Raw genomic sequence first — 17675 nt, forward strand, 5'->3', positions numbered from 1 at the left:
CCTTACTTCCAGATGCCAAGGCCCTGTAGCAGAGGCCTTATGCCGGCGACTATCATGAGCAAGATGACGATGTACCGCACCGCCTTGGGACGCACGATGGTCAAAAGCTTAACCCCGATGAAGGAACCCAGCATGATCCCCACTACCGAGGGCACCACAATCATGGGAAGACAGGCCCCGGAGTTGAGGTACACCCAGGCCGCAGAAGTATCGGTGATGGATAGGAGGAACTTGCTGGTACCCACCGCGATCTTCAAGGGGGCGCCCATGACCAGGTTCAGCACCGGCACGTTAGCCCACCCGGCTCCCAGACCGAACATGCCGGCAATGAACCCGATGAAGACGAAGAGAATGAGCCCTACAGGTGTGCGCCAGACGGTCCACTCCACCGTCTGCCCAGTAGAGGCCTCGTAGTAGATGCCGTGGATCTTGAGGACCTGCGCTAGCTTGTCGGCGTGGGGCACGTGGGGGAACTCGGCCCGCTTGGAGACGATGAAGAGGAAAGCCACAAAGAGAATGGTGATGCCAAGCAGAACCTGTACCACGTTCTTGGGCAGGACCAAGCCCACCAGAGCGCCAAAGGCGCTAGCTGTAGAGGCCAACAGAGCGGCAGGCAAGGCCAATCTTAAGCTTGCCAGGTTGGAGCGCAGAAGCCCTGGTGCCGCCGCCAAAGATCCGGAAAGTGCTACCAACAATCCCGCGCTACGGACGAAGTCCAGGTGGAAGGGGAAAAAGCCGCCCACCAGAGGGGTGAAAAGAACTCCGCCGCCTACGCCGCCCAAAACAGCTACTATTCCAAGAACCACCGTAAAGACGAACAGGAGCAGAGGCCAAATCCACCAGTTGGAACCGCTAGGGTCAGCCGCAGCTGCAGCCGCCTGGCCCGCTGCCGTACCCTGCGCCAGCAGGACGGTGCCTGAAAGCAAAGCCAGCATGTTTTTCCCCCCTACCGTGGTAGTATCGTGAGCCAAAAGCAACTATAACGCCAAAAAACAAAGTGCTTTTTCTTCTTTATCAAAGGTTTCTGTTTGTCCCGGTCGTCCTCTCAAAGCTTTCTCCTCCCTAACACCCCCCTCCCGGTCCTAAGATGCTATTTCACCACCATAACCGGCTGTTTAGCTAACTGCAGAACCTTGTGGCAAATCCCCCCCAGCACCAGTTCCTTTATGGGGCCCATACCTCGGCTGCCCATAACGATGAGATCAGGGTTCATTTGATCGGCGTACTCGATAATTGTAGGAACTACCTCGCCCACCAGGACCACTTTCTCTACCTTAGCTCCAACTTCCTTAAGCACCTGTTCCGGCTTGCACATACCCGCCAATGCTTTTTCCTTGGCCTGGTTGATGATCCGCTCCTGCTCCTCATCGGGCAAGGTCAGAAAGCCCCACGCCCCTGTTTCCCAAAACTCTACCACCTGCAAGAGGACTACTTCCCCGCCACCCATGGCCTTTACCAGCTTCGCCGCACTCTCTGCTGCCCGCAGCGCGTTCATGGACCCGTCATAGAGCACCAGCAGCTTCATTGCTCCCACCCCTCCAACTGAGAAAGTTACAATTTTCACTAATCAATTATATAGGAACTCACTACTTCTGACAACTACACAAAATTTTAATCTGAATCCTCTTCCCCCCCCAGGCCGTACTCTTTAAGCTTCAAGTGGAGAGTGCGCCGGCTGATGCCCAAAGCCTGGGCAGTACGGGTGCGGTTGTAGTTGTGCTCCCGCAAGGCCTTTAAGATGACTGTACGTTCCACATCGTGCAAAATCTCTGCCAGCGTCTGCCCCGAGCGCAACCGCAACTCAATCTCCCCCTTCCCCAGGCCGAGTTCTTCCGGCTGACGCAAGGTCAGCGGCAGGTCTTCGGGGAGGATGAGGGGGCCTTGGGCCAGAACCACCGCCCGCTCGCAGACGTTGCGCAGCTCCCGCACGTTGCCCGGCCAGTCGTAGGCCTCCAGAAGCCTCATGGCCTCGGGGGAAAAGCCTTGCACTGCCTTGCCCAGCTCGGCCGCCGCCCGCCGGAGGAAGTGCTCCGCCAAGAGGGGTATGTCCTCCTTCCGCTCCCGGAGGGGCGGGACGTGGATGGTCACCACGTTTAGGCGGTAGTAAAGATCCTCGCGGAAGCTCCCTTCCTTTACCATCCGCTCGAGATCTCGGTTGGTGGCCGCGATTATCCGGGCGTCTACTTTTATAGTCCTGGTGCCTCCTACCCGCTCGAATTCCCTTTCCTGCAGCACCCGCAGAAGCTTGGCCTGCATCGAAAGGGGGAGCTCCCCTATCTCGTCCAGAAAGAGGGTACCTCCCTCGGCCAGTTCGAACTTACCTATCTTGCGAGAGACTGCACCGGTAAAGGCGCCTCTCTCGTAGCCGAAAAGCTCGCTCTCCAAGAGATTCTCCGGAATAGCTGCGCAGTTTATCCGTACAAAAGGCCCCTGGCGACGGCGGCTGTTACGGTGTAACGCCCCCGCCACCAGTTCCTTGCCCGTGCCCGTCTCGCCCGTTATGAGTACGGTGTAATCGGTGTCGGCAAACTTGCCTATTTGCTTGAAGACCTCGATCATGGCCGGGGAACGGCCAAGGAGCTCTTCAGTAGGCGCCTCTCCCGCCAGCTCCCGCCGGAGCGCCTCCATCTCCCGCGCTAAAGCTTCCACCTCCACCGCTTTCTTCACCGTCAGCAAAAGCTCTTCTATGTTGAAAGGCTTAAGCACGTAATCAAAAGCGCCTAGCTTCATGGCTTCTATCGCCGTATCGGTGGAGCCGTAGGCGGTCATGAGAATGACTGGGAAAGTGTACCCCTTCTCTTTCAGAAGCTTGAAAAAGGCCAGCCCGTCGATGTCCGGCATACGGATATCGATCAGGGCTGCGTTTACCTCCTCCCGGTCTAGCTTCTCCAGAGCCTCCTTGGCCTCCAAAGCCGTGATTACCTCATAACCCTCGGTCTCCAGAAGGTCCCTCAGCATCTGGCAGACGCTCTCCTCATCATCTACCACCAGCAGCCGGGCCATCTACTAGCACCTCCTTTTCTCCCACGGGCAGGTAGACGCGCATGGTGGTGCCTACCCCTACCTTGCTTTCTACTTCGATGTGCCCCCCATGAGCGGTAACTACTTCGTGCGCCAGAGCCAGGCCTAGACCGCTGCCCCGCGCCTTAGTGGTGAAGAAGGGATCGAAGATGCGGGGCAGGTTCTCAGGCGGAATGCCGCACCCGGTATCACTCACCGTCACCACTGCGTACTTGCCGTCAGATGTAAGCTCGGTGGAGACGCTGAGAAGCCCGCCGTTAGGCATAGCCTGATAGGAATTGTAGATTATGTTCATGAGCACCTGGCGCATCTGCTCGGGGTCGAGGAACACCTTAGGAAGCTCCGGCGAAAGTGAAATCTCCACCTTTACCTTATTGTCTTGGGCATGGCCTATGAACTGCAGTACCTGAACCACCAACTGATTGAGATCGTGAGGTTTGAGCTTCATCTCTGCCGGGCGGGCGAAGAACAAAAGTTTGTCCACGATGGCATTAAGCCGTCGTACCTCCTGAGCCACCAAGGGAAGGGAGTGAGGAGTAGGCTTGCCGTAGCGCTGCCACATTTGGATATAGCCGCTTATAGTGGTCAGGGGGTTACGGATCTCGTGCGCCACGCCGGCCACGAACTTGCCCAAGGCCGCCAAGCGCTCCTGGCGTTGCACCCTTTCCTCCAGCCTGCGCCTTTCCGTAACGTCTCTGAAGGTGAGCAGCACCCCCACCGGGTTCCCCTGTGGACCGGAGAGGAAGTTGGTTCCCACGATAAGGTCCCTTTCTCCTTCCCCTACCGGGTGCTTGAGAGAAAGTTCGCGCACTGTTTCCCCTCTCTGCCAGGCCCGCTCCAGAACCTCCCGTAACGGCCCCGGTGGGAAGACCTCCGCCACCGGCCTCCCCACCATCTCTTTGGCATTAACCCCCAGGGTCCGGGCAGCCGCCGGATTTACCAGCACTACCTTGCCCTCGGTATCCAGGGCTATGACTCCCGCCTCGACGTTATCTAAGATAAGCTCGTTGAAGCTCTTCACTTCCGCCAAGCAGTTAGCTAGATGGTTAATGGCCGCCGCAATTTCCCCTAGCTCACCGAAAGCCGGGGGGAGCCGGTAGCTCAGATCGGTCTCCAGGTGAGAAAGCCCCTCCTTAACTCGGCTGATAATTTCCAAAAAGCGGTTAAGCAGAAAGAAAAAACCTCCAACTCCTATGACAATACCGGCGGCGATGGTGAGGTAGGCTTCCCGCCGCACCCGTGCCAGCCGCTGGTAAACGTCTTTAGCATTCTCCTGCGCCACCACCGCACCAATGACCTCCCCGTTGCGCACGAGGGGCCGGTAGGTCTCTATAAGCCCCGTGCCGCTAGGTCCCACCACGGTAGCCACCGGACTGCGGGTAGTGATGGTGCGTTCAATATCCGCCTTGCGCCGGGTGGAAAAGTTTTCCCCGTAAGTCTCGGTGCGCCCATTAAGAATGACGTCCAGATCCTTGGAGTAAAAGCCGAACTCCACCCCAGGGTACTCGACCGCTACCGAGTCGATGATGGGTTTGAGCGCCTCGTTGAGCACCCGCACCTTATCTCGGGTCCGGGCATCGGGCGGAACGTTGTGCTCCTTCAAGATGTCTTCAAAGGTGCCATGAAAGCGGTGATCCAGCAAAGCCATGGCCCGCTCCAATTTGGCTTTATCCCCTTCAATCATTCCCTGCTCTGCCCGCTGCATCACGTGTAGCATGTAAAAGGTAAGAAAACTTGGCAGAGCAAGGAGCACGAAGGTGAAGAGAAAAAGTTGCTTACCAAAACCTAGCTTCCGGTTCCAGAAGCGCATAAATAACCTCATCTCCTCCTGTTCTTGATTTCGCTTTCCTTTCGTCGACTCCTCTCTTATTACCTTAAAGGCATTATTGTCGGCAAGAAGACAAAATTGCTTCATCAAGCATACATAACAATCGCAAGTCGCATGTGCTATCATCAATCCGAATGTTTTTACTAGCACATACGGCTCTCCAGGAGGTGATACAAGCCCAAACAAGAAATAAAAGGAAACAACCTACAACAAGCACCACTACGGTCAAGGAGGTACAGAGCGCAATGGCCGAAATTGTCTGCAAACCTGCTACAAAGAAAAGCCCCTTTATCACCAGTGAAGACTGGTGGTCAGTTTATTTGGGCATTTTCTTCCTTATGCTGGTATTTATGGCCTTTGTAACGCACTTTGCCAACCCAGATATTATCAAAAATGCCATGCCGGTAGAATGGCCCAAGAAAAACTTAGCAAATCATCTTATTAGCAACCTGCCGGCATATATATTAGTATACACACTACTGACGGTCCTTACCACCACAGCTGCCAGAGCTATGGGAGAAAATGTGCTACACTACATAGCAGGATTTACCGTACTGTTCCTAGGAGCTTTTCTAGTACTAATCTTAGGTAGCCAGCAGACGCTAAAGCACTACGGGCTGGAGTATCCCTTCTGGTCTTTGGTTCTAGGGCTTATAATCGGTAACCTCCTTCCCCTACCCCGCTGGCTCCGCGCGGCTAGCGACCACACCGAGTTTTACATCAAAACGGGTATCGTCCTTCTAGGAGCCGCTTTGCCCTTCACTACTATTGTAAAGGGTGGCGTATGGGGATTCCTAGAGGCGGCCCTCATAATCGCCACCGGGTTCACAACAGCCTTCCTCATCTCCCGGAAGCTCGGCCTGGAGCGGGAATTCGCCGCAGTTCTGGGTGCCGGTTCTTCCATATGTGGCGTTTCGGCGGCCATAGCCGTGGGCTGCGCCATCGGGGCCGACCAGAAAAAGGTGGGGTACGTAGCTTCCCTGGTGGTGCTTTACGCCCTGGGGCTCATCTTCCTTCTGCCCGCTCTCTCCCGTCTACTGGGCCTGCCCGATGTGGTGGCCGGGGCTTGGATCGGCGGCTCGGAGCTGGCCGACGCCGCCGGGCTGGCAGCAGCTGCCATGGTGTCGGAAAAGGCGGTGCAGGTCTTCACCCTGGTCAAGCTCAACCGCGACGTTATGGTGGCTATAGTGGCCTTCCTGCTAGCCATCGTGGCCGTGACCCGCTGGGGCAACGGTCAGGGAGAGGCCGGACGTCCTGGTGTCGGAGTAATCTGGGAGCGCTTCCCCAAGTTCGTCCTGGCCTTCCTGGTGGCTTCCCTTCTCTCCACCTACTGGGTCAGCACCTACGGGACGGCTGTCAACGCCCACGTGATAGGCAACCTCAACGTATTGAGGACCTGGCTCTTCACCCTAGCCTTCCTCTGCATCGGACTTAACACGCGCTTCAAAGATCTTAAAGTGGAGGGGATAAAGCCGGTAATCGCCTTCTCCACAGTAGTGCTGGTAAACGTGATCATGGGCTTTATCCTGAGCCACCTCTTCTTCGGCGGGATAATCGCCCAACCCATAAAGTAAAAAAACGGCTCCCCAAGCTCCGAGCGGCAACCTTTCTAGGTTGCCGCTTTCTTAACTTCATGCGAAGATTTTTGCCCCTTCGGCGGGTAGCCCTTAAAATTTAAGGAGGGAACAGAGCCTAGCGGAAAGGAGACTGGAGAAGCTTTGAAGTGTCGCGTATGCCGGGGCCCGGCTTTTATCAAGTTGCCGGCCCACAATGCCGCCTTCTGCCCGGAGCACTTCGATGCTTTCTTCCTCCGGCAGATAAGCCGCACCATAAAGAAGTACCGGATGCTGCCTCCCGGCGCCCGGGTGGTGGTAGCCCTCTCCGGGGGGAAGGACTCTTTGGTCACGGCTTTTGTCTTGAAGCGCCTGGGGTACGAGGTACTGGGCTTCTTTATCGATTTAGGAATCGAAGAGAATAATTTTTCCTCCAGCTCCCGCCGGGCGGTGGAGGATTTTTGTCGCGAAAAGGAGATCCCCTTGGAGGTATTTAGCCTCAAAGAAAAGTTCGGCAAGACCATACCCGAAGTCGCCCGTCGGCAGGAGCGGATTTGCGCTTTGTGCGGGGTAACCAAACGCCACCTTATGAACGAGTACGCTTTAGCCGTTAACGCCTATGCTCTGGCCACCGGCCATACCTTGGACGACATGGCCGCCGCCTTACTGGCCAACCTCTTGCGCTGGGACCTCCACTACCTGGCCAAGGGACTGCCCGTTTTGCCCCCGGAGCCAGGTTTTGCCCGCAAAATAAAGCCCCTGGCGCTGCAAGGGGAAAAAGAAATTCTCGCTTTTGCCGAGCTTCACGGGATTAAACCCACCACCGCCCAGTGCCCCTACGCCGCCGAAGCCAAGTTCAAGCGCTACAAGGCGGTGCTCAATATGCTGGAAGAGAAATCTCCCGGGCTTAAAAGGGCCTTCTATGAAGGCTACACCCAGCAGGCCCACCGCTTCGTCGACCCTGCTGCCCGCCCGCCGCGGGTAAACTGCCTGGTTTGCGGCTTTCCCTCCGTATCGCCCGTATGCACCTTCTGCCGTACTTGGCGGGAAGAGGAGGCGAAGGTCAAAGCCGAGCCACCCCGGTCTGCCGCGCCGCTTCCGCCACCGCCCGTGCCACCGCCGGCACCACCCTCGGATCAAAGGGGTCAGGAATGATGTAGTCCGGACGGGGCTTCTCCACCAGCTCGGCTATAGCCTTGACGGCCGCCAGCTTCATAGCTTCGTTAATCTCCCGTGCGCGGACATCCAGCGCCCCCCGGAAGACACCGGGAAAGGCCAGAGCGTTGTTCACCTGGTTGGGGTAGTCGGAGCGGCCGGTAGCTATTACCGCTGCCCCCGCCTGCCGCGCCAACTCCGGCCTTATCTCCGGCTCCGGATTGGCCAGGGCGAAAACTATGGGATGGGGGGCCATGCCGGCCACCATCTCCGGCGAAACTATTCCCCCGCGGGAAAGACCGATGAGTACGTCCGCTCCCCGTAGAGCCTCCGCCAAGCCCCCGGTTCTGCCCTCAGGGTTAGTGAGCCTGGCTACGGCCTCCTTGTAGGGGTTGCTCGTCTTGCCCGGCACCAGGATCCCCTCCCGGTCGCAGACCAGCAGGTGGCGTACCCCGAGGCCGTGCAGCAGTTGGGCAACCGCTATCCCCGCCGCTCCCGCCCCGATAATTACGACCTTTATCTCTTCCAGCCTCCGCTCAGTAAGCTTCAGGGCGTTTAACAAAGCGGCCCCCACCACAACGGCCGTGCCGTGTTGGTCGTCGTGGAAGACCGGGATATCGAGCTCTTCCCTCAGTCTTTCTTCGATAAAAAAGCAATCCGGGGCGGCTATGTCCTCCAGATTGATGCCGCCAAAAGTAGGGGCTAAAAGCTTAACCGCCTGAACCACCTCGGCCGGGTTGCGGGTGGCCAGGCAGATAGGGAAAGCATCAACGTCTGCCAGGATTTTAAAAAGAACCGCTTTCCCCTCCATAACCGGCAGGGCGGCCTCCGGACCCACGTCCCCCAAACCTAAAACGGCCGTGCCGTTGGTCACCACCGCCACCAAATTCCCCTTGGCGGTGTACTCGTAGACCAGCTCCCGCCGGGAGGCGATTTCTTCCGAAGGGGCCGCCACACCGGGGGTGTAGACCAGAGAAAGATCGCGTTTATCCTTGACCGGGACTTTGCTTTCTACCCTTATCTTACCTCGATACTTGCGGTGCAGTTCCAATGCTTCCTCAGCTAACGCCACCTTGCTGATCCCTCCTCGCAGACTCCGTTGGCGTCTCTCTAAAATGATACCCCCTCGCACTTGCCGACCGCCAGAGCCCCGGGGCATAAAACGAAAGTTGGCGCCGTAAACTTTCTCTACCGAGAAGAAGCGCGTGAGGAGGAAGTGCTTTGGAAATCGTTCTGCGCCTAAAAAGCACCCATTTGCGCAAGGTTCTTCGCGAAAGCCTAGCCCGGGAACTACAACAGCTCCGGAAAGAAAAAATACCCTGCCGCCTGCATACCGGCAAGGAAGGAGATTTTCTGCACGTTAAGTCGGAGGCTAAGTCAGAAAACGAAAAACGGTATGTGAAGCTGCGCCTGAGCCGCTTCCTGGGAGAGTTCTTCCTGCGCCACGGCCTAACCCTCTATTTTTACTCTCTCTGGGAAGGAGAGCTACCCGCCTCGCCCGCCTTGCAACAGGCGATACACGAAGCTTTATCTAGCCGAAGAGAAGACCCCTCCCTCGCCCCCTTGCGCCCTCTTATTGTGGAGCGGCTGTCCTCCTACCTGCGCTCTACTCCTTCGCCTATAAAACTCGACCTGGAAGGCTTCCTCTATTTCCGGCTGAAAGAGCTGCGGCCTCTCCTCTCGCGCCTGGCTTACGAAGTGGTAGACGAGGTGCTATTTCGCCAGGAAAGCGAGGAGCTTCTAGACTTTTTGGCCAATTTCAGGCAGCGCCACGGCCTAGACCATCACCGGGTGCACTGCTACTACACCGCAGCAGGGGGCATTCTCCTATGCGACAATAAGGGGAAGGAGCTGGCCTACCTCCCCCCTTCCGACTTCCCGGAGGAGGGGCCGGAAGACTGGATTCTGGGCACCCTAATCCTTCTAGGAGCACGCCAAATCGTCCTCCATGGCTACTTTCCCTCCGGCGCGGCCCTTCCCCTTTTCGCCAAGCTTTTCCGCCTGAGGGAATGCAGGAGTTGCCCCTTCTGCGCCGCGCCGAAGCTTAAAGAGAATAAATCTCCTCGGGCGAAGGAACCTTGAAGCCGGCCTCCTCTAGTACTTTAACCGCCCGCTCCCGGTCGTCCACTTTCAAAAGCACCAGCGCCTGGTCGGCGTGCCGGGCCACGAAGGCGTAAAGGTACTCGATGTTCAGGTTAGCTTCGCTCAAAGCCTCTAGAGCCGGGGCTAAGCCGCCGGGGCGGTCGGGTACGGCCACGGCCAATACATCGGTAAGGGACACAGTGAACCCCTCTTCCTTTAAAGCCCTATAGGCCTCCTCCGGCCGATCCACGATGAGGCGCAGGATACCAAAGTCAGAAGTGTCGGCAATAGACAGGGCCCGGATATTGATCCCCCGCGAGGCGAGCAGGCGTGCCACCGCCGCCAGTCTCCCGCTCTTATTTTCCAGAAAGACCGATATTTGCTTGACGCTCACCTGAGATCCCTCCTGTCGATGATCCGCTTAGCCTTCCCCTCACTCCGCTGAATGGTCTTGGGCTCCACCAGCCGCACCTTAACTGCGATACCCAGCACCGCCTCTATCTCCCGCCGGATCTTTTCCTCCAGCTCCTCCAGTCCCCGCACCTCGTCGCGGAAGATGCTCTCCGAAACCTCCACCCAGACCTCCAGAACATCTAGGCGCCTCTCCCGGTCCACCACCAACAGGTAGTGGGGCTCGGTGTAACCCAGGGAAAGGAGCACCTCTTCGATCTGGGAGGGGAAGACATTCACCCCCCGGATTATCAGCATGTCGTCGGTGCGCCCCTTCACCCTCCCCATGCGCACATGCGTCCGACCGCAGGCGCAGGGCTCGGGGAGCAAGAAAGATATGTCCCGGGTACGGTAGCGGATCACGGGGAAGCCCCGCTTGGTGAGGGTGGTGAAGACCAGCTCTCCCTCTTCACCCGGAGGAAGGGGTTCGCCGGTGGCCGGGTTGATCACCTCCGGGAGGAAGTGATCCTCCCAAATGTGCAATCCCTCTTTGCAGAGGCACTCCGCTGCCACGCCGGGGCCTATGATCTCGGAAAGCCCGTATATGTCCAAAGCCTCTATCCCCAGATTGCTCTCGATCTCCCGGCGCATCCCCTCACTCCAGGGCTCGGCCCCGAAAAGCCCGGCCCGGAGTTTAAGCTCCCGGGGACTCACCCCCAGCTCCGCCATCACCTCGACCAGGTAGCAGGCGTAGGAAGGGGTGCAGCAGAGGATGGTGGTGCCGAAGTCCCGCATGAGCATGATTTGACGCTTGGTGTTTCCCCCGGAGGTGGGGATGACCGTGCACCCTATCTTCTCCGCCCCGTAGTGCACGCCCAGCCCGCCGGTGAAAAGGCCGTAACCGTAAGCAATCTGCACCACGTCCTCGGAAGAGGCGCTGACCATTCCCAGCGTGCGGGCCATGACCTCCGACCAGACCTCGATATCCTCCCGGGTATAACCCACCACCGTGGGTTTGCCGGTGGTGCCGGAGGAGGCGTGGATGCGCACCACGTCTTTTAAGGGCACGGCGAAAAGCCCGAAGGGGTAGTTCTCCCGCAGGTCCTCCTTGGTGGTAAAGGGGAGGTGGCGGATGTCCTCCAAAGACCTTATGTCCTCCGGCTTTACCCCCGCCTCGTCCATCTTGCGGCGGTAGAAGGGGACGTTTTCATAGACGTGGCGCACCGTGTTTTTAAGGCGTTCGAGCTTGAGCTCCTCTAGCTCCTCCCGGGGCAAGCACTCCGCCTTGGGGTTCCACATTGGTCTACCACTCCTTCCGCCATTTTCTGCCGGTAAGCGGCTCCTAGCTCGAAGCCGCGGGCAAAGGCTTTTCGGTTACCCTCCAAGAAGCGAGGAGGCACGGACCGCTCCAGGGCTTCTTCCCATGTCTCCCGGGGAATCCCAGTAAAAGCGGCCAAGACGCCGGTGAGCAGAACGTTGGCCATACGGGGATCGCCGCCGTGAAGGCGCGCTTCTTTTAAGGCATCTATGAGCAAAAGGGGGAAGCGCTGGGCTATGTATTCCTCCGTGTCCGAGGGGTAGGCCTCGAGCCCCACGGCCACCGGTAAAGGGGGCAAAGCGTAGTCGTTGAGGATGACCAGGCCCCCGGGCTTGAGAAAGGGCAGAGAGCGCCTTCCCTCCAGCTTCTCAAAAGCCAGGAGAAAATCGGCGGTGCCAGGGGAAATCACAGGGGAGTAAACCCTTTCCCCGTAGCGCACGTGGGTGACCACGCTTCCCCCCCGCTGGGCCATCCCGTGGATCTCCGAGGTCTTGACGTCGAAACCGGCGAGACAGGCCGTTTGGGCAATGAGCTTCCCGGTAAGCAGGATGCCCTGGCCGCCCACCCCCGCTACCAGAATGTTAGTCACCATGAACTTCAGACCTCCAACGCCCCGAAGGGGCAGACTTGAGCACAAAGGCCGCAGCCCACGCAAAGAAGCGGATCCACGGCTATCTTCCGCTCCTTGCGGTCTTTGAGCGCCAGTGCCGGGCAGCCCAGCTCCAGGCAGAGGCCGCATCCGCGGCAGACCTCCTCCCGGTAGGGTAAGGGGCGAGGAGAAGGGCGGGTCAAGAGGACACAAGGGCGCCGAGCCACCACCACTGCCGGCGAAGAGGAGCGCAGGGCCTGCTCCACCGCTCGGCGCACAGCCTGCAGGTCATAAGGATCCACCACCTCCACGTACTCCGCCCCCAGCGCCCGGGCTACCTCGGCCGCATCCAGCGCCACGGTCTCCTCCCCCCTGGCCGTCCTACCCGTCCCCGGGTGGTCCTGGTGCCCGGTCATGGCGGTGGTGCGGTTATCCAGAACAATAACCGCGGCCGCACCTCGGTTATAAACCAGATTGGCCAGAGCGGGAAGGCCGGTGTGGAAAAAGGTGGAATCGCCGATGACCGCCACCGTGCGCCCGCTGAGCTCCGGATCAGCCTTCACCAGCCCGTGTGCCATCCCTATGGAGGCCCCCATGCAGATGCAGGTATCCATGGCTCCCAGCGGCGGCAGCCCACCCAAGGTGTAGCAGCCTATGTCCCCGGTGACCACCAGCTTCATCTTTTTGAGGACGTAGAAGACCCCTCGATGGGGACAGCCGGGGCAGAGAACCGGGGGGCGCACCGGCAATTTCTCCTCGTCCGGCGGGAAGTTAAACACCGTGCCGTACTCCTCGGCCAGGCGTGCCAGGTCCTCGTCTCGGGAAAGCCCCCAGGCCAGCCGCGCCGGCGAAAGCTCCCCTGTTCTGGGCACCAAATCCTTGCCCTGCACCCTGATACCCGCCGCCAGGATCTGCTCCTCCAGAAACGGCTCCAGTTCCTCCACTACTATAACCCTCTGCACTTCCCGGGCAAACTGGCGGACGAGCTTCAAGGGCAGGGGGTAGCTCAGGCCCAGCTTGAGCACCGAGGCCCAGGGGAAGAGCTCCTTCACGTACTGGTAAGCTATGCCGGAGGTGATGAAGCCTATTCTCCTGTCCCCCCACTCTATGCGGTTGAGAGGAGAGGACTCGGCGTACGCTCGCAATTCCTCTCGGCGCCTCTCCACCTTCTCGTGTAGCACCCGGGCGTGGGCCGGGAGCACGGCGTACTTGGCAAAGTCTTTGCGGTACTTTCTGGGCGGTGGCGTCACCGGCTCTCCTTCCTGCACCAGGCTCTTGGAGTGAGAGACCCGCGTGGTAGTCCGGAGAAGGACGGGGGTATCAAAAGCTTCGCTTATCTCGAAAGCCGCCTTCACGAAATCCTTGGCCTCCTGGCTGTCCGCCGGCTCGAGCAAAGGCACTTGGGCGAAGCGAGCGTAAAACCGGTTGTCCTGCTCATTCTGCGAACTGTGCATCCCCGGGTCATCGGCCGAAACCAGGACAAAACCGGCGTTTACCCCGGTGTAAGTCAAGGTGAGTAAGGGGTCGGCGGCCACGTTCACCCCCACGTGCTTCATGGCTACCAGCGTGCGGGCCCCGGCCAGGCAGGCTCCTATTCCCACCTCCACCGCTACCTTCTCATTGGCCGCCCACTCCGCGTAAATCTCCGGGTAGTGCCGGATAATGTTTTCTAGGATCTCGGTGCTGGGGGTACCCGGGTAGGCCAACGCCACCTTCACCCCCGCCTCGTAGGCCCCCCGGGCTATGGCCTCGTTACCACTTAAGAGTTTCATCCTTCTCCTCCTCGGCGGCGGTCTATAACCCGCTTGGCCTTACCTGTAGAGCGGGTGAGCGAACCGTACTCCAAAAGTTTTACTTTGGGAGTTATGGAAAGGATCGACTGCAGCCGGTGGCGCACCGCCTCCTCCAGAGACTCCAGGTCTTCATAAGATCCTGTGAACCCCTCCTGCGCCAGCTCCACCTGGACCTCCAGCTCGTCTAGATAACCCTTGCGGTCTACGATTATCTGATAGTGGGGAGCCAGCCCCGGGATGCTGGTGATAACTTCTTCGATCTGGGAGGGAAAGACATTCACCCCTCGGATTATCAGCATGTCGTCGGTGCGGCCCATGACCCGCTCCATGCGGATGGTAGTGCGGCCGCAGGGGCAGGGACCGGGCAAAAGCCGCGATAGATCCCGCGTCCGGTAGCGAATGAGAGGGAGAGCTTCCTTGGTCAGGGTGGTGAAGACCAACTCCCCTTTCTCCCCCACCGGCAGTGGCTCGCCCGTATTCGGGTCGATCACCTCGACCAGGAAGTGGTCCTCGTTGATGTGCAGCCCTTGGCGCTCGAGGCACTCCCCCGCTACCCCGGGCCCTATTATCTCGGAAAGGCCGTAGTTATCGTAAGCCTCTATACCCCACGTCCGCTCTATCTCGGCCCGCATTCCCTCGCTCCAAGGTTCGGCCCCGCAGAGGGCCTTGCGCACCTTAAGGCGCCGGGGGTCCACCCCCATCTGTCGAGCCACCTCCGCGATGTGGAGGATGTAGGAAGGAGTGCCCACCAGCACCGTGGTGCCGAAATCCTGCATGAGGCGCACGTGGCGCTCGGTATTCCCGGCCGCCGCCGGAACGACCGTAGCCCCTACCCGCTCCAGCCCGGCGTGCAGCCCGAAACCGCCGGTGAAAAGGGCGTAAGAGAAGCAAACCTGCGCTACATCCCCGCGCCCCACCCCCGCCATCCGTACGATCCGGGCCACCAGCTCCGCCCAGAGGTTTAGGTCCCGACGGGTATAACCCACCACCGTGGGTTTGCCGGTGGTACCGGAGGAGGCGTGGATGCGCACCACGTCTTTTAAGGGCACGGCGAAAAGCCCGAAGGGGTAGTTCTCCCGCAGGTCCTCCTTAGTGGTAAAGGGGAGGTGGCGGATGTCCTCCAAAGACCTTATGTCCTCCGGCTTTACCCCCGCCTCGTCCATCTTGCGGCGGTAGAAGGGAACGCGCTCGTAAACCCGGACTAGAAGCGCTTTGAGGCGAACCAACTGCAACTCCCGCAACTCTTCCCGCGAGAGGGTCTCACCGCGGCGAAGACCTGAAACTACTCGCAACTCTGCTCACCAACCTTACGCTTTTCTCCAGAGTCCCAAGGAAATATAACGCTCCCCGCTGTCCGGAAAGATGACCACGACAACCTTTCCCCGGTTTTCCGGCCGGGAGGCGAGTTTTAAAGCGGCCCGACAGGCCGCTCCGGAAGAAAGTCCCGCCAGGATACCCTCCTTAGCCACCAACTCCCGGCAGGTCGCCACCGCCTCTTCGGTGGCGACGGGAATCACCTCGTCGATAAGCTCGCGAGCCAGCAAAGGAGGAACGAAGCCTGCCCCTATTCCCTGAATGCCGTGCCTGCCCGGCTTCCCTCCGGAGAGAACTGGCGACTCGGCCGGCTCCACCGCCACCACCTGCACCTTCGGCTTCCTTTCTTTAAGGTAGCGGGCTATGCCGGTTAAGGTGCCCCCCGTGCCCACTCCCGCCACCACCGTGTCTACCTGACCTTCGGTATCCTCCCAGATCTCCGGGCCGGTAGTGCGGTAGTGCGCCTCGGCGTTGGCCGGGTTGCTGAACTGGTCGGGCATAAAAGCACCTTTTGTTTCCCGCACCAGTTCTCTGGCCGCTTCCACCGCTCCGGGCAGCCCCTTCTCCGCCGGAGTGAGCACCACTTTGGCACCGTAGGCAGTTAGCAAATCAACGCGCTCGCGGCTCATATTTTCCGGCATGGTGACCACCACTTGAAGCCCCAGGCGCCGGCCCAGCCAGGCCAGGGCTATGCCGGTATTGCCGCTGGTGGGCTCCACCACCGTGCCGCCGGGCGCGATTTTGCCCGAGGCTAAAGCCTCCTTAAGCATGAAAAGAGCCGCCCGATCCTTGTTGCTCCCTCCCGGATTGAACCACTCGCACTTGGCCAGCAAAGTGACTCTCTCTACCCCCAGCCGCTTGAGGGAAACGAGCGGGGTGCGACCAATGAGCTCCTCCCAGGTTTTTGCCCGCAAAGCTTCCGCCTGCCTCCTGACCGGTTTAAAGTCAATTATAAAAGAAGAGCTCCCGCCCGTCCAAGCGGGAGCTCTCCATGGCAAGCTCTAAGGAAAGCTTACATCATGTCGGGGCTCATGCCGCCGCCCTTATTCTTCTCCTTTTCCGGCTTCTCGGCCACCAGGCACTCGGTGGTGAGGATCATGCCGGCAATGCTCGCCGCGTTCTGCAAAGCCGTCCGCGTCACCTTGACCGGGTCGATGATCCCCGCCTCGATCATGTTAACGTAGCGCTCGTTAAGGGCGTCGAAGCCCACGCCGGGCTCGCTCGCCTTGACCCGCTCCACCACCACCGAACCCTCGTAGCCAGCGTTGGCCGCGATCTGGCGCAGCGGCTCCTCAAGCGCCCGGCGCACGATGCGCACGCCCGTCTGCATGTCGGGGTCGTCGAACTTCAACTCGTCCAGAGCCGGGATGCAGTTGATAAGCGCCGTACCGCCGCCAGGGACGATACCCTCCTCTACCGCCGCCCGCGTGGCGTTGAGGGCGTCCTCGATGCGAAGCTTCTTGTCCTTCATTTCGGTCTCGGTGGCCGCGCCCACCTGGATGACCGCCACCCCGCCGGCCAGCTTGGCCAAGCGCTCCTGCAGCTTCTCCTTATCGAACTCGGAGGTCGTCTCCTCGATCTGCTTCTTGATCTGGGCGATCCGCTTGGTGATGTCCTCCGGGTTGCCCTGGCCGCCGACGATGATGGTCTCCTCCTTCTTCACGCGCACCTGGCGCGCCCGGCCAAGCATCTCCAACGTGGCTTTGTCGAGCTTGAGGCCCAGCTCCTCGGAGACGACTTGGCCACCGGTGAGGATGGCAATATCCTGCAGCATGGCTTTGCGCCGCTCACCGAAGCCAGGCGCCTTGACGGCGCAGACGGAAAGGGTACCGCGCAACTTGTTGACCACCAGCGTGGCCAGCGCTTCGCCCTCCACATCCTCGGCTATAATGAGCAAGGGCTTGCCCGTCTGCAGGACCTTTTCCAGAAGAGGCAGGATATCAGTGATGGCGGAGATCTTTTTGTCGGTTATCAGGATGTAGGCATCCTCCAGCACCGCCTCCATCCGCTCGGGATCGGTTATAAAGTAGGGGGAGATGTAACCGCGGTCGAAGTTCATCCCTTCCACCACTTCCAGGGTGGTGGTGATGCCCTTCGACTCCTCGACGGTGATGACCCCGTCCTTACCCACCTTCTCCATAGCCTCGGCAATGAGCCGGCCGATCTCGGGGTCGTTGGCGGAAATGGAGGCCACCTGCTCGATAGCTTCCTTGGACTCTACCGGCTTAGCGATCTTCTTGAGTTCCTCTACCACCCGCTCTACGGCCTTATCAATGCCCCGCTTGAGCATGATGGGGTTGGCCCCGGCCGTTACGTTCTTCATGCCCTCACGCACAATAGCCTGGGCCAGCAGGGCCGCCGTGGTGGTACCGTCACCAGCCACGTCGTTGGTCTTGGTGGAAACCTCCTTGATGAGCTGCGCCCCAAGGTTCTCCACCGGATCGGGCAACTCAATCTCCCGGGCAATGGTGACGCCGTCGTTGACGATCTGGGGCGAACCGAACTTCTTCTCCAGCACCACATTACGCCCGCGTGGACCCAAAGTCACCTTTATGGCATCCGCTACGGCGTTAACGCCCCGCTCGATAGCTGCGCGCGCCTCTTCCCGGAAGAGAATCTGCTTGCCTGCCAC

The 17675-nt window shown here is 59.5% G+C and carries 15 protein-coding genes; 3 read left to right on the forward strand and 12 right to left on the reverse strand.

From position 1 onward, the window contains the following. Positions 1-2: 2 nt before the first annotated feature. The 4 genes from DXX99_RS03160 to atoS form a co-directional block, all read right to left on the reverse strand. Entirely contained in the window at positions 3-935 is a 933-nt protein-coding gene (locus DXX99_RS03160; RefSeq protein WP_115792059.1) for a sulfite exporter TauE/SafE family protein, read from the reverse strand. A 155-nt stretch (positions 936-1090) separates the two neighbouring features. Continuing rightward, positions 1091-1525 (reverse strand): universal stress protein, encoded by a 435-nt coding sequence (locus tag DXX99_RS03165; RefSeq protein ID WP_115792060.1) that lies wholly within the window; start codon positions 1523-1525, stop codon positions 1091-1093. A gap of 86 nt (positions 1526-1611) precedes the next feature. Further along, positions 1612-3003 carry a sigma-54-dependent transcriptional regulator gene (locus tag DXX99_RS03170; RefSeq protein WP_115792061.1) on the reverse strand — a complete coding sequence of 464 codons (1392 nt, stop codon included), beginning with the start codon at positions 3001-3003 and terminating at the stop codon, positions 1612-1614. Next, complete coding sequence (gene atoS, locus DXX99_RS03175; RefSeq protein ID WP_165847676.1) at positions 2978-4831, reverse strand: two-component system sensor histidine kinase AtoS; 1854 nt, start codon at positions 4829-4831, stop codon at positions 2978-2980. Before atoS ends, DXX99_RS03170 begins: the two co-directional genes overlap by 26 nt. 542 nt (positions 4832-5373) lie before the next feature. Between atoS and DXX99_RS03180 the strand changes: the two genes are divergently transcribed. Together DXX99_RS03180 and DXX99_RS03185 are read left to right on the forward strand one after the other, a co-directional pair. Further along, positions 5374-6423, forward strand: a complete 1050-nt coding sequence (locus DXX99_RS03180; protein ID WP_240610791.1) for a YeiH family protein — start codon at positions 5374-5376, stop codon at positions 6421-6423. Between the two features lie 144 nt (positions 6424-6567). Continuing rightward, positions 6568-7557, forward strand: coding sequence for a PP-loop family protein (locus tag DXX99_RS03185; RefSeq protein WP_240610792.1), 990 nt, complete (start codon positions 6568-6570; stop codon positions 7555-7557). Here DXX99_RS03185 and DXX99_RS03190 read toward each other — a convergent pair. Then, positions 7466-8629 carry an NAD(P)-dependent malic enzyme gene (locus DXX99_RS03190; RefSeq protein WP_115792064.1) on the reverse strand — a complete coding sequence of 388 codons (1164 nt, stop codon included), beginning with the start codon at positions 8627-8629 and terminating at the stop codon, positions 7466-7468. The two genes, DXX99_RS03185 and DXX99_RS03190, sit on opposite strands and share 92 nt — an antisense overlap. Positions 8630-8778: 149 nt before the next feature. Between DXX99_RS03190 and ytxC the strand changes: the two genes are divergently transcribed. After that, positions 8779-9639: a sporulation protein YtxC gene (ytxC, locus tag DXX99_RS03195; protein WP_115792065.1), complete on the forward strand. Its 861-nt coding sequence runs from the start codon at positions 8779-8781 to the stop codon at positions 9637-9639. Here ytxC and DXX99_RS03200 read toward each other — a convergent pair. The 7 genes from DXX99_RS03200 to groL all read right to left on the reverse strand — a co-directional run bounded on the left by DXX99_RS03200 (position 9602) and on the right by groL (position 17675). After that, a complete protein-coding gene (locus tag DXX99_RS03200; protein WP_115792066.1) occupies positions 9602-10033 on the reverse strand; it encodes an ACT domain-containing protein in 432 nt (143 codons plus the stop codon). The two genes, ytxC and DXX99_RS03200, sit on opposite strands and share 38 nt — an antisense overlap. Continuing rightward, entirely contained in the window at positions 10030-11328 is a 1299-nt protein-coding gene (locus tag DXX99_RS03205) for a phenylacetate--CoA ligase family protein (RefSeq protein WP_115792067.1), read from the reverse strand. Before DXX99_RS03205 ends, DXX99_RS03200 begins: the two co-directional genes overlap by 4 nt. Beyond that, positions 11286-11939: an indolepyruvate oxidoreductase subunit beta gene (locus tag DXX99_RS03210; protein WP_115792068.1), complete on the reverse strand. Its 654-nt coding sequence runs from the start codon at positions 11937-11939 to the stop codon at positions 11286-11288. Before DXX99_RS03210 ends, DXX99_RS03205 begins: the two co-directional genes overlap by 43 nt. 5 nt (positions 11940-11944) lie before the next feature. After that, complete coding sequence (iorA, locus tag DXX99_RS03215; RefSeq protein ID WP_115792069.1) at positions 11945-13708, reverse strand: indolepyruvate ferredoxin oxidoreductase subunit alpha; 1764 nt, start codon at positions 13706-13708, stop codon at positions 11945-11947. Then, positions 13705-15021 (reverse strand): phenylacetate--CoA ligase family protein, encoded by a 1317-nt coding sequence (locus tag DXX99_RS03220; protein ID WP_115792070.1) that lies wholly within the window; start codon positions 15019-15021, stop codon positions 13705-13707. The genes iorA and DXX99_RS03220 overlap by 4 nt, the downstream gene beginning before the upstream one ends. Before the next feature lie 15 nt (positions 15022-15036). After that, positions 15037-15957: a cysteine synthase A gene (cysK, locus tag DXX99_RS03225; RefSeq protein WP_115792071.1), complete on the reverse strand. Its 921-nt coding sequence runs from the start codon at positions 15955-15957 to the stop codon at positions 15037-15039. A 98-nt stretch (positions 15958-16055) separates the two neighbouring features. Further along, a complete protein-coding gene (gene groL / locus DXX99_RS03230; RefSeq protein ID WP_115792072.1) occupies positions 16056-17675 on the reverse strand; it encodes a chaperonin GroEL in 1620 nt (539 codons plus the stop codon).

The sequence above is a fragment of the Ammonifex thiophilus genome, assembly GCF_003368535.1.
In the GTDB taxonomy this organism is placed as follows: Bacteria; Bacillota; Desulfotomaculia; order Desulfotomaculales; family Ammonificaceae; genus Ammonifex; species Ammonifex thiophilus.

Excerpts from the sequence above, each read along its gene's own strand:
- DXX99_RS03160 (WP_115792059.1), bottom strand. The coding sequence starts at position 935 with ATGCTGGCTTTGCTTTCAGGCACCGTCCTGCTGGCGCAGGGTACGGCA.
- DXX99_RS03165 (WP_115792060.1), bottom strand. The coding sequence starts at position 1,525 with ATGAAGCTGCTGGTGCTCTATGACGGGTCCATGAACGCGCTGCGGGCA.
- DXX99_RS03170 (WP_115792061.1), bottom strand. The coding sequence starts at position 3,003 with ATGGCCCGGCTGCTGGTGGTAGATGATGAGGAGAGCGTCTGCCAGATG.
- atoS (WP_165847676.1), bottom strand. The coding sequence starts at position 4,831 with ATGCGCTTCTGGAACCGGAAGCTAGGTTTTGGTAAGCAACTTTTTCTC.
- DXX99_RS03205 (WP_115792067.1), bottom strand. The coding sequence starts at position 11,328 with ATGTGGAACCCCAAGGCGGAGTGCTTGCCCCGGGAGGAGCTAGAGGAG.
- DXX99_RS03210 (WP_115792068.1), bottom strand. The coding sequence starts at position 11,939 with ATGGTGACTAACATTCTGGTAGCGGGGGTGGGCGGCCAGGGCATCCTG.
- iorA (WP_115792069.1), bottom strand. The coding sequence starts at position 13,708 with ATGAAACTCTTAAGTGGTAACGAGGCCATAGCCCGGGGGGCCTACGAG.